Here is a 12,680-nt window from a genome sequence, read left to right as displayed (position 1 = left end):
CAGCGGGAAATATGGCTTGATCCGACGCATCTGCTTGTTCGTCAGCCAAAACAGATCACTCATGACAGGCTCCTCCTGCCACCAGTGAATCAGATCGCCACGACCGTGTGAATCCCTTTAATGGGTCCTGAGCCTAGCTTGTCTTCGGGTGGCGGATTAGAGACGTTATTGGAATCATGTCCGAGTTGCTCGAACGTCCGCTCCGGGTGGTGGTCTCAACCGGTGAACGCAACACGCTAACTTTTCTTCGTCCAAGGCAGCCGCCCTATTTCGGATTGGTCTTCTGCACCAGTTCCGAGAGCTGGAAGCCGATGCGGCGGGCCTCGCGTTCCCCGGGTTTCTTGCGGGCGTCGAGCAGGACGTTGATCTGGGCATAGTGCTGAATCAGCCGGACCGGCTTGCCGTCGGCGTTCTTGCCCAGGAACAGGATGAAGTCCGGCCCCCAGAAGCCGACATCCTCGATCGTCAGGGTGCCGCTCCCGGGCATGCCGACGACGGTGGCGGCGATCTCGTAATCCTTGTCGAGACCCTTCTCATAGTCCTCGATCAGCTTGGACAGGCGCACGAAGGCCCATTCGGCGGGGTTTTCGCGCATACGCACGCCGTCGGTCAGGGCGGCGGTCCGTTCGGGCGAGGCCGACGGCAGCAGGGGTTCAGGGCACGGCGCGTCGCCGCAATCCGAAAACATCGAGGCATGCGCGACGACCGGAGCGTCGGGCGCGGCGACCCTGGGTTTGGCGGAACGGACTTTGACGGGCCTGGTTTTGGCTTGGGTTTTGGCTTTGGTCATGCTTCCAGCCTAACGCCCGAGACGTCCAATCAGAACAGCCCATGCCCCTTGGGCAGTTCGGCGTAGCGGTGCACGCGGGTCGAAAGGATCAGGCCAAAGCCGAACATGATGGTCATCATGGACGATCCCCCATAGGACAGCAGCGGCATCGGCACCCCGACCACCGGTGCCAGGCCCATGACCATCGCCCCGTTGATGAGGACGAACAGGGCAAAGAAGCTGGTCATGCCCGCGGCGGCGATGCGGCCGAAATGGCTGTGGGCCAGTGAGGCGATGCGCAGGGCGATCAGGATGATGGCCACGTAGCAGGCGAGCACGGCGAACGAGCCCACGAAGCCAAACTCCTCCGCCACCGTGGAGAAGATGAAGTCCGTGTGGCGTTCCGGCAGGAACTCCAGCTGGCTCTGGCTGCCCAGGCCATAGCCCTTGCCCAGCACGCCGCCCGAGCCGAGGGCGATCTTGGACTGGATGATGTTGTAGCCGGTGCCCGACGGGTCAGACTCCGGACTGAGGAAGGTCAGCACGCGATTGCGCTGATAGTCGTGCATGCCGAACATGACGAAGGGCGGGATGAGGGCGACGGCGGCCAGTCCCCCAGCGGCGATGACACGCCAGCTGAGGCCGGCCACGAACATGATTACGGCGCCGGTCAGGCCGATGATCATGGCCGAGCCGAGGTCAGGTTGTTTTGCCACGAGCAGGAACGGGACGCCGATCATGGCCACCGGAAACAGTAGTTTCCAGGACCAGCGGGCCTCTTGCGCGGTGTGGTTATGGTACCAGCGCGCCAGGGCCAGGACGAGGCCCAGCTTCATGAACTCGGCGGGCTGGATGCGCACGAAGCCGAGGTTCAGCCAGTTCTTGGCGCCGCCCGCGACATAGCCGAGGGGTGTGAACTCGATCATCAGGACCAGAACGAGCAGCAGGCCGTACATCGGATAGGCGGCGCGGAACCACCATTTCGGGTGCAGCATGGCCAGCGCCAGCATCACCAGCAAAAGCGCCCCGAAGCGGATGACGTGCTGGATCGCCCAAGGCCGCCATTCCCCGCCCGCGACCGAATAGAGCATGGCCGTACCGACGAAGGCGACCGCGCACAGCAGGCCGACCAGACGCCAGTCCAGTTCGGCGATCTTGGTCGAAAGACGATCACGCTCGCCCGGGCGGGTCAGGGCCGAGGCGGTCATTGTGGTGGCTCCGACAGATAGGGTCGCGGGCCCGTTGTGGCGGACGGTGCGCGGCGCGGTGAGGGAGCCGGCCGTGCCGCCTCCGCAGCCGCAGTGCCGGTGACCTCACCGCCCGGGCCGGCACCCAGTGCGCCCTCGTCGGCCCCGTCGGGGGCGACGGCTTCAGGCGGCAGGGGCCGTTCGATCCGGGCCCGCATGTCGGGATCCTTGAGCAGGACCGTCTTTATGATCTCGCGAGCTCGAGGGGCGGCATCGGCAGAGCCGCCCGTGGGCGCATGCTGGATGATCAGGGCGATGGCGTAGCGCGGCGCATCATGCGGGGCGAAGGCCACGAAAAGAGCGTGGTCGCGGCGGCTCCAGACGGCGTTCCGGGGGCCCCTGAACTCGCCGACCCGATAGTCGCGCGACTGGGCCGTGCCGGTCTTGCCCGCCATCTGGATGTCGCCAAGGCCGAGCTGTGAGGCGCGGTAGGCCGTGCCTCTCACATCGTTCGCCACCGCCGCCATTGCGGCCCTAACGATGTCGAGGTGTTCTTGGCTGAAAGGCAGGTCTGGAACGGCCGCACCTGACGGTCGCTGCACGCCCCCCACGGACCGAACTAGACGGGGCTTGATCGCTTTTCGTCCGTTGGCGAGGCGGGCGGTCATCACCGCCAACTGCAGGGCGGTCGCCGACACCGCGCCCTGACCGATGGCCACGGACAGGGTCTCGCCGGGATACCAGGTGCCAGCGTCGGGATTGGGATTGCGGGTGCGACGCGCATAGTCGGCCTTCCAGGCCCGGCTCGGCATGGTGCCGCGGCTCTGACCAGCGATCCCGATCTCATAGGTCTGATTGAAGCCGAGGTCCTCTGCGACCTTGGCGATCCGGTCTACACCCGCCCGATTGCAGAGGTGGTAGAAATAGGTGTCGCACGAGTTCTTGATGGCCTCGTGCATGTTCATTGAGCCATGGCCGGTCTTCTTCCAGCAACGGAACGTGCGGCTGCCGTAGCGATAGCCGCCGGTGCAGAAAACCCTCTCGGCCGGATCGATACCCGCGTCCAGAAAGGCGAGCGCCGTCGCCATCTTGAATGTGGAGCCAGGCGGAAAGCTGCCGTAGATGGCCTTGTCCAGCAACGGCTTGCGCTCATAGTCGCGCAGGGCATTGTAGAGGCGCGAGGGTACGCCACCGACGAACAGATTGGGGTCGAAAGACGGCGCCGAGACCATGCACAGGATGTCGCCGTTGCGGACATCCATGACCACGCAGCCGCCGGATTCCTCGCCGAAAACCTCCAGCGCGCGGTTCTGGACGTCGACGTCGAGGGTCAGGACCACATCCTCGCCCGGGACGGCGGGGCGCGAGCCGCCGATGTCCTCGGCCACCACCCTGCCCCGCGCATCGACCTCGACGCGGGTGCCGCCGGCCTCGCCGCGAAGGTCGGGGTCGAACGACTTTTCCACGCCCAGACGGCCGATGCGGAAGCCGGGATTATAGAGAATGTCCGGGACCTGATCGCCCCGGTCCCTGATCGCCTTGATGTCGCGGTCATTGGGCTTGGCGACATACCCGATGACGTGAGCGAAGGCGCCGCCGGACGGGTAAAAGCGCGCCTCGTTCATGTCGGCCATCACGCCGGGCAACTCGTTGGCATAAAGGTTGACGCGGGCGAACTCTTCCCACGTCAGGTCGCTCTTGACCGGCACGGGGCTGAAGCGCGGGGCGGCGTTGACGTCGCGGATGATGGAGCGGCGGCGGTCCATCGTATCGGGCAGCAGACGCCCGAGCAGGTCCAGCGTCTGGTCCAGATCCTTGGTCTCGTCGCGCACGACCAGCACGCGGAAGCTGGGCCGGTTGCCGGCTATGACGACGCCGTTGCGGTCAAGGATGCGGCCGCGCGGCGGTGGTACGAGGCGGAAATTGAACTGGTTGTTCGAGGCCAGGGTGGCGTATTGCTGGGCCTGGATGACCTGCAGCTGGGCCAGTCGTCCGGTCAGGGCCAACCCGCCGAGAGCCGTCAGCCCGCCGAACACGAAGGTCCGGCGCAGGAAGGAGCCCTGACGCTCGTTGACGTCGGAGAAGAAGATGGAGGGTTCCGAGTTCATCGGAACCTCACGTCGCCATCATCGAACTGCTCGACCATGTGGTTCGCGAACGGGAACAGCAGCAGGGTCGGCACGATCTGGCCGAGCAGGGCGAGCAGGCTGGGCGGATTGCGGGCGATCAGGCTGACCACCAGATAGACCAGCATGAAGGCGAGTCCGCAACAGGCCGCGTACCAGACGAACAACACGCCTGTGTCCCGGCCGATCAGGAAACTGCGCGAGGCCAGGACCACCGCATAGATCCCCAGCAGGGCCAGCGCCCAGAGGCCCAGCGGGCCGTAGGTGAATATGTCGAGGAACAGGCCCAGGGCGGTAAGGACCAGCGGCGCGATGACGGAAGGCCGGATCAGAGGCCAGGCGAAGGCCAGGACCATCGGAATCACCGGCTCGGGCAGGTTCAGGCCGAACAGTTCAACAGGCGTCGCCAGCACGATGGCGGCGGCGACCGTGATCAAGGCCGGAATGACGATCCACTGAACCGGCCCGACGATACGGACCGCGACGGAGCGTCTCATCCCGGCTCTCCCGGCGGCGGCGCGGCCGGCTCGGTCGCGGGTTGGGGCGTGGGCGGGGTCGATGCGGGGGGCGACGGAACCGGCGACGGGCGGGCGGGCGCGGGCGCGGTCGCGGCGGCGGCGGCGGCGTCCGTCTGGGCCTGGGCAACGCCGGCGCGGACGACGTCGCGGCGGGCGGCCGAGTCGGAAATGGCGGTGGTCTGGGCCGAGGTCGCTTCCGACAGGGTTCCGAGCGCGGCGAGCGGCGGAGCGTTGAGGTCGTCCGCGCCGATCAACTGGCTGAAGTCCTCAAACAGCATGACCCGGACATAGTCGATGGCCCCCCGGTCGCTGAACAGCTTGACCCGCCACGAGCCATCGACGCCCTTGGCGGCGACGCCGATCGGCACGCCGCGCGGGAAGCCGCCGCCGTCGCCGGACGACAGGATGCGATCACCCGCCTGGACCGCGCCGACGCCGCGGACGAATTCAAGCCGCGGATTGGGTGAACCGTCTCCTGTCAGCAGGGCTCGGGCGTCCGTGCGATCGACCAACACCGGCGTGCGGCTGGCGACATCGGTCAGCAGCACGACGCGACTGACATGGCCTGAAGTGCCGACGACGCGGCCGACCAGGCCCTGTTCGTTGATGACCGGATTGCCGACCTTGATGCCCTTGGACGAGCCGGCGTCGATCAGCCGGGCGTTGGAGAAGGGGCCGCGCGTGTCGGAGATGGAGCGGGCCGTCTGCATGGCCACCGGCGGGTCGGGCCGGATGCCCAGCATGGCCTCATAGCGACTATTGACGTTCTTGAGGGCGATGGCCTGGTCGCGCCAGGGCTGCAACTCCGCCAAATCACGCTTCAGCCGGCGATTCTCGGACACGGCGAAGAAATAGCCACCGACATAATCGGTGGCATGGCCGAACCAGCGCACCGGGGCGGCGAAGACTCCGCCAACGGGGCCCGTCACGGCCTCGACCCCGGCTCGCACCGGCTGATAGGGCGAAGTCTGGGCGCGGACGTCGCTGATGAGCAGCAGGACGCAGACAACGATCGCCACGACGACAGTCAGGGCCGCGGTCCAGACCAGCGGCACCTTGATATTCTCGAACGGTCCGTCGCGAAACGCCACGGCGCGCCTTCCTGGGAAAGAGGGAATCAGCGGGACGCCCCCCGCCGATGTCGTAGCCTACCGCAAAATCAGCGCCGGTTGGAAACCAGCTCCGAAGCCGTGATTGCAGGGATTTGCGGCGGAGTTGGGGACTGAACCTTAAAGCGCCGAGTCCAGGATGCCCTTCATCCAGCGCGGATGCTCCAGCACTCGGCCGCAACCGATGGCGACGCAGGACAGCGGATCGTCGGCGACAGAGACCGGCAGGCCGGTATGGTCGCGGATTTCGGCGTCCAGACCACGCAGCAGCGCACCGCCGCCGGTCAGCATGATGCCCTTGTCGGCGATGTCGGCGGCCAGTTCGGGCGGGGTGGCTTCCAGCGCGACCTTCACGGCCTCGACGATCTGGGTCACCGGTTCCGCCAGGGCTTCGGCGGCCTGACGTTCGGAGATACGGACCTCGCGGGGCACGCCCTGCATCAGGTCGCGGCCCTTGACGTCGATCGACAGGCCTTCGCCGTCGGCCGGAATGCGGGCGGTGCCAATGTCCTTCTTGATCCGCTCGGCGGTGGTCTCGCCGATCAGCAGGTTATGGTTGCGGCGCATGTAGGAGATGATCGCCTCGTCCATCTTGTCGCCGCCCACGCGGACCGAGCGCGAATAGACGATGCCGGACAGGGACAACACGGCCACCTCGGTGGTGCCGCCGCCGATGTCGACGACCATCGAGCCGGTCGGCTCGTGGATCGGCAGGCCAGCGCCGATCGCGGCGGCCATGGGCTCGTCGATCAAGCCGACGCGGCGGGCAGAGGCGTTGAGGCAGGAATCATTGATCGCGCGACGCTCGACGGCGGTGGCGCCCGACGGCACGCAGACGATGACCTTGGGGTTCACGAAGCCCTTGCGGTTATGAACCTTGCGGATGAAGTGTTTGATCATCTCCTCGGCGACTTCGAAGTCGGCGATGACCCCATCGCGCATGGGGCGGATGGCTTCCATGTGGGCGGGCGTGCGGCCCAGCATCTGCTTGGCCTCGAGGCCCACGGCATGGACGATCTTGCGTCCACCGACGTTGCGCAGGGCGACCACGGACGGCTCGTTCAGGACAATGCCCTTGCCCTTCATGTAGATCAGGGTGTTGGCGGTGCCGAGATCGATGGCGATGTCGTTGGAGATGGCGCCGAAAATACTCGAGAACATGGGCCTGGGATACCGTTCGTTCGGGCCCCGAGCGAGGCTCGGAAGCGTGCGTCTGACTTGATCCGCTTCGGCGACACTCCGGCCGCGCGCATCCCCATACGCACCGCCTCCTGATCGTAATCGCCTGACCGACCTAATGGCCCGTTTGCCCTTGTAAGAAGGCGATTACAAGCCCTTTGGCGAGGCCCCGCGCATGCGAACGCATCGGCGACCCCGCAGGTGGCCTCCGATGCGTTCACGATGACGTCAGCCCGGCTTCAGACGGCCGAGAGCCCCTCGGCCTCCAGCACGCGGCGCACTGCGGGACGGGCCTGAACGCGATCGAGGTGACCGTTGAGGCGGGGGAAGCGCGATGCGTCCAGCAGGCCCGCCTGCCGCGCCCAGCGCGTGAACACGGACAGATACCCATCGGCAAGGCTGAAGGCGTCGCCCATGGCCCAGTCGCCCTTCAGATAGTGGTCCTCGACCAGCTGATATTTTGCCAGGGCCTGCTCCACCGCCTGGTCCTTCGCCTCGCCCTCGAGCGGTGGGCGGCTGAACAGCACCTTGCCAATGGCGGGATGCAGGGACGACGACAGGAAGCCGTTCAGCGCGTTGAAGGCGGCGAAGGCATAAGGATCATCGATCGGCGCGACGCCCGCGTCGGGATGGGTCTGGGCGATCAGGGCGAGGATGGCGGGGTTCTGGGTGACGACCCCATGATCCGTGGCCAGGGCCGGCGTCGAGCCGGCGGGGTTCACGGCCAGATAGTCCGGCATGCGTTGTTGACCCGATCTCAGGTCGATCACCTGCGTCTCGTAATTCGCGCCGGCTTCTTCCAGCGCGATGTGTGAGGCCAGGGCGCAGGCACCCGGGGAGATGTAGAGTTTCAGCATGACGGGGCTCCGAAGGACGGTTGGATAAGAACCAGATAGGGGGTGGAACGATCCGCAACAAGTACTGTGTCAATCGCCGTCGCCAGTGGCCCGTTCCCGACGCTTCATCAGTTCGCGCACGCCCAGCATCAGACCCAGCCAGACCACAGCGACTCCCGCGAGGATGAGTGAGGTCCACACCCCGTCGCCGCTGACCGCCGAAACCACCGCCCCGCCGAAAAAGGCGACCAGGGCGGTCTTGGGCAGGACGCCGAGAGCGCAGCCCAGCAGATAGGCCGGAAACGACGCCCGGGTCGAGCCGAACGCCATGTTGACGACGATGAAGGGCGCGGAGGGCACGTTGCGGATCATGAAGCTGGCATAGAAGGCGTTCTGACCGACGAAGCCCTTCAGCCGGCCCATCGTCCGGCCACCCAGCCGATCGACCAGCCTCGCCGTCGGCCCGCGACCCAGCCAGTAGGTCACGCCCGCCGAGGCCACCGTCGCCGCCCAGCTGTAGAAAAAGCCCAGCGACGGCCCGAAGGCGACCACGCAGGCGGCGATCAGAATGAACTGAGGTACGCCGATGAAGGCTGCGGCGATGAACAGGACCACGGTGGCGGCGAAAGCCCAGGAACTGCCGCGATAGCCCTGCAGCCAAGCCTCGAGATTCTCCTCGGCGGCGAGGCCGAGCTGACTCTTGCCGAGGGCCAGCAGGCCCAGGGTGGCGGCGAGTAACAGCGCCGTCGCCAACAGCGCCCGCCAACGCCGTCCTTCCATGTTGAGGATGAAGTCGAGGACGCGGCGCATGGAGTGGGGATTAACATCCACCGTGGACGTGGGCGAGAGCTGGCAGGTCAGAGTGTTGTCAAGTGTCGATAGAGCAGCACGCAGGACTTGAGTGTCGGCGACAGGACGCAGGCCGAGCGATCGTTCGCCACGCCCGCGTCCACTTGACGATTGCCGAAGGCCTGATGCCAGGTTCAGGCCTTTTCGATGGCTCCGGCGATCTGATCGGTGGAGTGACCGGTGAGGTCCTTGGCGATTTCGCCGACGACCCGGGCCGCGGTTTCCTTGTGCCAGCCCTTGCGCAACTGACCGAGAGTCTTGGGCGCGGCGATGACGAGCAGATGCTCGACCTTGTTGGTCAGCACCCATTTGTTCAGCACATCGGCGACGCCCATGGCGAACCCGTCTTCAGCCTGGGTGTCGTTGTCGGGGTTGGCCTCGCTGGAGATTCGCCCGGCGGCACCCGAAGCGCGCTCCGCGATCGACGGCGACGGCCGGGATTTCAGCTGGATATCCTGTTGCCCGGTGTTTTCGAAGAGCGCCAGCTTCTCTCCATCAACGACGGCTACGAGCGTGCCTTTGAGAAGTTTCATCAAGATGCTCCGATTTTTGGTGGGGAGACGTGAACGATCCGCAGGTGAGCCGGTTGCGGCGATGGCGTGCCGATACAGTGTGCGATGCGGCGTATGGCGTCCGCTTCCGGCCCGACATTTGATCGCTCTTTCGCAACTGCGTAAGGATTGGCTACCGTCCCCGGGAGTTGCCATGTCCAGCCTGCAGTCCGCCGCGCTTCAGTCCAGGGCTCTGGCTCGCGTCAAGCCCTCGGCCACCCTGGCGGTCACCGCCCGGGCGCGCGAGCTAAAGCGCGAGGGCCGCGACGTGATCGGTCTGGGGGCGGGTGAACCGGACTTCGACACGCCGGACAACATCAAGGAAGCCGCCATCGCGGCCATCCGGCGGGGCGAGACCAAATATACCGATGTCGACGGCCTGCCTGAGTTGAAGGCCGCCATCGTCGCCAAATTCGCGCGCGAAAACGGGCTGACCTACGAGACCAGCCAGATCCACGTCGCCCCAGGCGGCAAGGCGGTGCTGTACAATGCGCTGGTCGCCACCCTGTCTCCGGGCGACGAGGTGATCGTGCCCGCGCCCTACTGGGTCAGCTATCCCGACATGGTGCTGCTGGCCGGCGGCGAGCCGGTGTCTGTGGTCGGGCACGAGAAGGATGGGTTCAAGCTCAAGCCCGAGGCGTTGGAGGCGGCGATCACGCCGCGCACCAAATGGCTGATCCTGAACAGCCCGTCCAACCCCACCGGCGCGGCCTACACCGAGGCCGAACTGGTCGCCCTGGCCGAGGTGCTGCGTCGGCACCCGCAGGTCTGGATCATGACCGACGACATGTATGAGCATCTGATCTACGGCGACTTCGACTATCGGACGGTCGCCCAGGCCGCGCCCGATCTGTACGCGCGGACGCTGACGGTGAATGGCGTGTCCAAGGCTTATGCCATGACCGGCTGGCGCATCGGCTATGCGGGCGGGCCCAAGGCGCTGATCGACCTGATGCGCAAGGTGGCGAGCCAGACGACGTCCAACCCCTCATCCATCAGCCAGTGGGCGGCGGTCGAGGCGTTGAACGGGCCGCAGGACTTCATCGCCGAGCGGGCGACGCATTTCGAGGCGCGGCGCGATCTGGTCGTGTCGATGCTGAATCAGGCGACGGGCATCCGCTGCGCCACGCCCGAGGGCGCATTCTACGTCTATCCGTCGATCGAGGGGCTGATCGGCAAGCGAACCGAGGGCGGGGTGGTGATCGACAGCGACGACGTGTTCACCGCCGAACTGCTGGACGCCGAGGGGGTGGCGGTGGTGCAGGGCTCGGCCTTCGGATTGAGCCCGTATTTCCGCATCAGCTACGCGACCAGCGAGGCGGTGCTGGAGGAGGCGTGCCGCCGGATACAGCGGTTTTGCGCCGGGTTGCGGTAATCCTCCTTCTCCCGCTTGCGGGGGGAAGGACCGTTCGCGGTTCTAAGCGGCCCTCGAAACCGCGAAATCGGCCAGCTGCTCCAGCGCGCGTCGCCAGTCGCCGGCGGGCAGGACCTTGAGCGCGGCCTTGGCGGCTTCGGCGTATTGATGGGCCGTATCGAGGGTCACGCCGACCGCGCCGGAGCCGACCACCAATTCGCGGGCGCGGCGAAAATCGCCGTCGCTGCGCTGGCCCTTGTTGATCGTGCGATCCCAGAAGGCGTCCTCGCGCCCACGCGTGCGGGCGGCGGCGAGCAGCAGCGGCAGGGTGACCTTGCCCTCGCCGAAGTCGTCGCCGGCGTTCTTGCCCAGCACTTCGGACGAGCCCCCGTAGTCCAGGGCGTCGTCGGCCAGCTGGAAGGCCAGACCGAGATTCAGGCCGTAGGCGCGCAGGGCCTGAATCGACTTCTCATCGGCCCCTGCCCCGACCGCGCCGGCCTCGGCGGCGGCGGCGAACAGTTCGGCGGTCTTGGCCGAAATAATCCGCAGATAGGTTTCCTGATCCAGGTTCAGGTCGTGGGCGCGGGTCAGTTGCAGCACCTCGCCCTCGGAAATGATGCTTGAGGCCCTGGCGAGGATGCCCAGCGCCCGCATGTTGTTGGTCTCGACCATCAGTTCGAAGGCACGCGCGAACAGAAAGTCGCCGACCAGGACGCTGGACGGCGCGCCCCAGATCAGGTGGGCCGCCGTCTTGCCGCGACGCAGGTTGGAGCCGTCGACGACGTCGTCATGCAGCAGGGTCGCGGTGTGAATGAACTCGACCGCCGCCGCCAGCTTGCGCGACCCCGCTATTTCGTCCGTCGCGCCCGACGCCCGGGCCGCTGCCACCGCCAGCAGGGGGCGAAGCCGCTTGCCGCCGGCCGAGACCAGATGCTCGGCCAGAAGGGGAATCACCGGCACCTGCGACTGCATCCGCTCGATGATCAGCGCATCCACAGCCGCCATATCGGCTTTCGCCAGCCGAACGAGCGGTCCGACGTCTCCCTTGGATCGGGAATCGGCGATCGTGACAGCGTCCAACGACATACTCTTCGGAACGGACGACGCGGAGGAGGATCGCGTCTGAAAATCGCGCCGGCGCTTGCGGCGGGACGATGCGGCGCACAATGGTGATCGGGTCATCATGGGTCAAGCTACGTGACCGTCGCACCGTTCCAGAACGCGGACATCAAGATCGTCGAGAACGCCCTGCTGGGCGGGCGCGTCCGGCTGCGCCAGCCTCAGAAAGGCTATCGCGCGGGCATGGACGCGGCACTGCTGGCGGCCGCGATCGACGCCGCGCCTGGCGCACGGGTGATCGAGGCCGGTTGCGGCGCAGGCGGGGTGCTGATGCAGATCGCCGCGCGAAGACCGGAGGCGCTGCTGACCGGGCTGGAACGCAATCCCGACATGGCCGGTTTGGCGCGCGAGAACGCGGCGCTGAACAGCGCGCAGGCCGAGATCGTGACCGGTGACGTGGCGGCGGGGTTTGGCGCGCTGGCGCTGGAGCCATTCGACTGGGCCGTCTGCAATCCGCCCTTCTTCGACGATCCGGGGGCCTTGCGCGCGCCTTCTGCCGGCAAGCGGGACGCATGGATGGCCGACGACGGGCTGGCGGCATGGACGTGGTTCCTGCTGAAGGCGGTGCGCGAGGGCGGGCGGATCGCGATGATCCACCGGGCCGACCGACTGGCCGATCTGCTGGCGCTGCTCGGCGAGAAGGCAGGCTCGTTCGCGATTCGACCCATCCATCCGTATACGGATGAGCCGGCCAAGCGTGTGCTGGTTCAGGCGATCAAGACGGGCAAGGCACCGCTGAGGCTGTTGCCGCCGCTGGTGCTGCATGAGCGCGGCGCTGACAAGCACACGGATGAGGCGGAGGCGGTGCTGCGGGGCGAGGCCGGGTTGGAATGGTGACGGGGTGGCCGGTCGGGTAATTAGTGATTAGTGACTACTGATCAGGGGTTGCGAAGTTCCGAAGGGAGCCGATCGCGCAGGATCGCGGGGCATCAACCACTGACCACTAGGCTCAGGACTCATTGATCATAGCCAGAAGATCACCGTGGCGGCGATAGTGATGGCAGACATGAAGGTGTGTGCGCATCGGTCGTAGCGGGTGTGGATGCGCCGCCAGTCCTTGAGCCTGCCGAACATGTTCTCGAT

The 12,680-nt window shown here is 66.4% G+C and carries 13 protein-coding genes; 2 read left to right on the top strand and 11 right to left on the bottom strand.

What is annotated here, in order from left to right:
* Positions 1-265: 265 nt before the first annotated feature.
* From ACESMO_RS04540 to ACESMO_RS04500, 9 genes are all read right to left on the bottom strand, one after another.
* The gene (locus ACESMO_RS04540; protein WP_372706996.1) at positions 266-790 is read right to left on the bottom strand and encodes a DUF6173 family protein; all 525 of its coding nucleotides are present in this window, start codon (positions 788-790) and stop codon (positions 266-268) included.
* A 29-nt stretch (positions 791-819) separates the two neighbouring features.
* Positions 820-1,977, bottom strand: coding sequence for a rod shape-determining protein RodA (gene rodA, locus ACESMO_RS04535; protein WP_372706995.1), 1,158 nt, complete (start codon positions 1,975-1,977; stop codon positions 820-822).
* A complete protein-coding gene (gene mrdA / locus ACESMO_RS04530; RefSeq protein ID WP_372706994.1) occupies positions 1,974-4,064 on the bottom strand; it encodes a penicillin-binding protein 2 in 2,091 nt (696 codons plus the stop codon). Before mrdA ends, rodA begins: the two co-directional genes overlap by 4 nt.
* Positions 4,061-4,579 carry a hypothetical protein gene (locus ACESMO_RS04525; protein ID WP_372706993.1) on the bottom strand — a complete coding sequence of 173 codons (519 nt, stop codon included), beginning with the start codon at positions 4,577-4,579 and terminating at the stop codon, positions 4,061-4,063. Before ACESMO_RS04525 ends, mrdA begins: the two co-directional genes overlap by 4 nt.
* Positions 4,576-5,691: a rod shape-determining protein MreC gene (gene mreC / locus ACESMO_RS04520; protein ID WP_372706992.1), complete on the bottom strand. Its 1,116-nt coding sequence runs from the start codon at positions 5,689-5,691 to the stop codon at positions 4,576-4,578. Before mreC ends, ACESMO_RS04525 begins: the two co-directional genes overlap by 4 nt.
* A gap of 138 nt (positions 5,692-5,829) precedes the next feature.
* Positions 5,830-6,870 carry a rod shape-determining protein gene (locus tag ACESMO_RS04515; RefSeq protein WP_372706991.1) on the bottom strand — a complete coding sequence of 347 codons (1,041 nt, stop codon included), beginning with the start codon at positions 6,868-6,870 and terminating at the stop codon, positions 5,830-5,832.
* A 257-nt stretch (positions 6,871-7,127) separates the two neighbouring features.
* Complete coding sequence (locus tag ACESMO_RS04510; RefSeq protein ID WP_372706990.1) at positions 7,128-7,745, bottom strand: glutathione S-transferase family protein; 618 nt, start codon at positions 7,743-7,745, stop codon at positions 7,128-7,130.
* A gap of 69 nt (positions 7,746-7,814) precedes the next feature.
* Complete coding sequence (locus ACESMO_RS04505) at positions 7,815-8,534, bottom strand: TVP38/TMEM64 family protein (protein ID WP_372706989.1); 720 nt, start codon at positions 8,532-8,534, stop codon at positions 7,815-7,817.
* A gap of 173 nt (positions 8,535-8,707) precedes the next feature.
* Complete coding sequence (locus ACESMO_RS04500) at positions 8,708-9,106, bottom strand: host attachment family protein (protein ID WP_372706988.1); 399 nt, start codon at positions 9,104-9,106, stop codon at positions 8,708-8,710.
* Between the two features lie 172 nt (positions 9,107-9,278).
* Here ACESMO_RS04500 and ACESMO_RS04495 point away from each other — a divergent pair, with 172 nt between their 5' ends.
* On the top strand, positions 9,279-10,499 hold the full coding sequence (locus ACESMO_RS04495; protein ID WP_372706987.1) for a pyridoxal phosphate-dependent aminotransferase: 1,221 nt from the start codon (positions 9,279-9,281) through the stop codon (positions 10,497-10,499).
* Positions 10,500-10,541: 42 nt separating this feature from the next.
* Here ACESMO_RS04495 and ACESMO_RS04490 read toward each other — a convergent pair whose 3' ends face one another.
* Positions 10,542-11,564, bottom strand: a complete 1,023-nt coding sequence (locus ACESMO_RS04490) for a polyprenyl synthetase family protein (protein ID WP_372706986.1) — start codon at positions 11,562-11,564, stop codon at positions 10,542-10,544.
* A 111-nt stretch (positions 11,565-11,675) separates the two neighbouring features.
* Here ACESMO_RS04490 and ACESMO_RS04485 point away from each other — a divergent pair, with 111 nt between their 5' ends.
* On the top strand, positions 11,676-12,434 hold the full coding sequence (locus ACESMO_RS04485; protein WP_372706985.1) for a tRNA1(Val) (adenine(37)-N6)-methyltransferase: 759 nt from the start codon (positions 11,676-11,678) through the stop codon (positions 12,432-12,434).
* A 126-nt stretch (positions 12,435-12,560) separates the two neighbouring features.
* Here ACESMO_RS04485 and ACESMO_RS04480 read toward each other — a convergent pair.
* Positions 12,561-12,680, bottom strand: a 120-nt coding sequence (locus ACESMO_RS04480; RefSeq protein WP_372706167.1) for a transposase, incomplete at its 5' end; no start/stop codon positions are given.

The sequence above is a fragment of the Brevundimonas sp. genome, from assembly GCF_041688735.1.
Lineage (GTDB): Bacteria > Pseudomonadota > Alphaproteobacteria > Caulobacterales > Caulobacteraceae > Brevundimonas.
This window is presented reverse-complemented; position numbering and strand designations above follow the sequence as displayed.

What these genes read in the sequence shown, in the direction of transcription:
- ACESMO_RS04540 (WP_372706996.1), bottom strand. Translation starts at nt 790, where the DNA reads ATGACCAAAGCCAAAACCCAAGCCAAAACCAGGCCCGTCAAAGTCCGT.
- rodA (WP_372706995.1), bottom strand. Translation starts at nt 1,977, where the DNA reads ATGACCGCCTCGGCCCTGACCCGCCCGGGCGAGCGTGATCGTCTTTCG.
- mrdA (WP_372706994.1), bottom strand. Translation starts at nt 4,064, where the DNA reads ATGAACTCGGAACCCTCCATCTTCTTCTCCGACGTCAACGAGCGTCAG.
- ACESMO_RS04525 (WP_372706993.1), bottom strand. Translation starts at nt 4,579, where the DNA reads ATGAGACGCTCCGTCGCGGTCCGTATCGTCGGGCCGGTTCAGTGGATC.
- ACESMO_RS04515 (WP_372706991.1), bottom strand. Translation starts at nt 6,870, where the DNA reads ATGTTCTCGAGTATTTTCGGCGCCATCTCCAACGACATCGCCATCGAT.
- ACESMO_RS04510 (WP_372706990.1), bottom strand. Translation starts at nt 7,745, where the DNA reads ATGCTGAAACTCTACATCTCCCCGGGTGCCTGCGCCCTGGCCTCACAC.
- ACESMO_RS04505 (WP_372706989.1), bottom strand. Translation starts at nt 8,534, where the DNA reads ATGCGCCGCGTCCTCGACTTCATCCTCAACATGGAAGGACGGCGTTGG.
- ACESMO_RS04500 (WP_372706988.1), bottom strand. Translation starts at nt 9,106, where the DNA reads ATGAAACTTCTCAAAGGCACGCTCGTAGCCGTCGTTGATGGAGAGAAG.
- ACESMO_RS04495 (WP_372706987.1), top strand. Translation starts at nt 9,279, where the DNA reads ATGTCCAGCCTGCAGTCCGCCGCGCTTCAGTCCAGGGCTCTGGCTCGC.
- ACESMO_RS04490 (WP_372706986.1), bottom strand. Translation starts at nt 11,564, where the DNA reads ATGTCGTTGGACGCTGTCACGATCGCCGATTCCCGATCCAAGGGAGAC.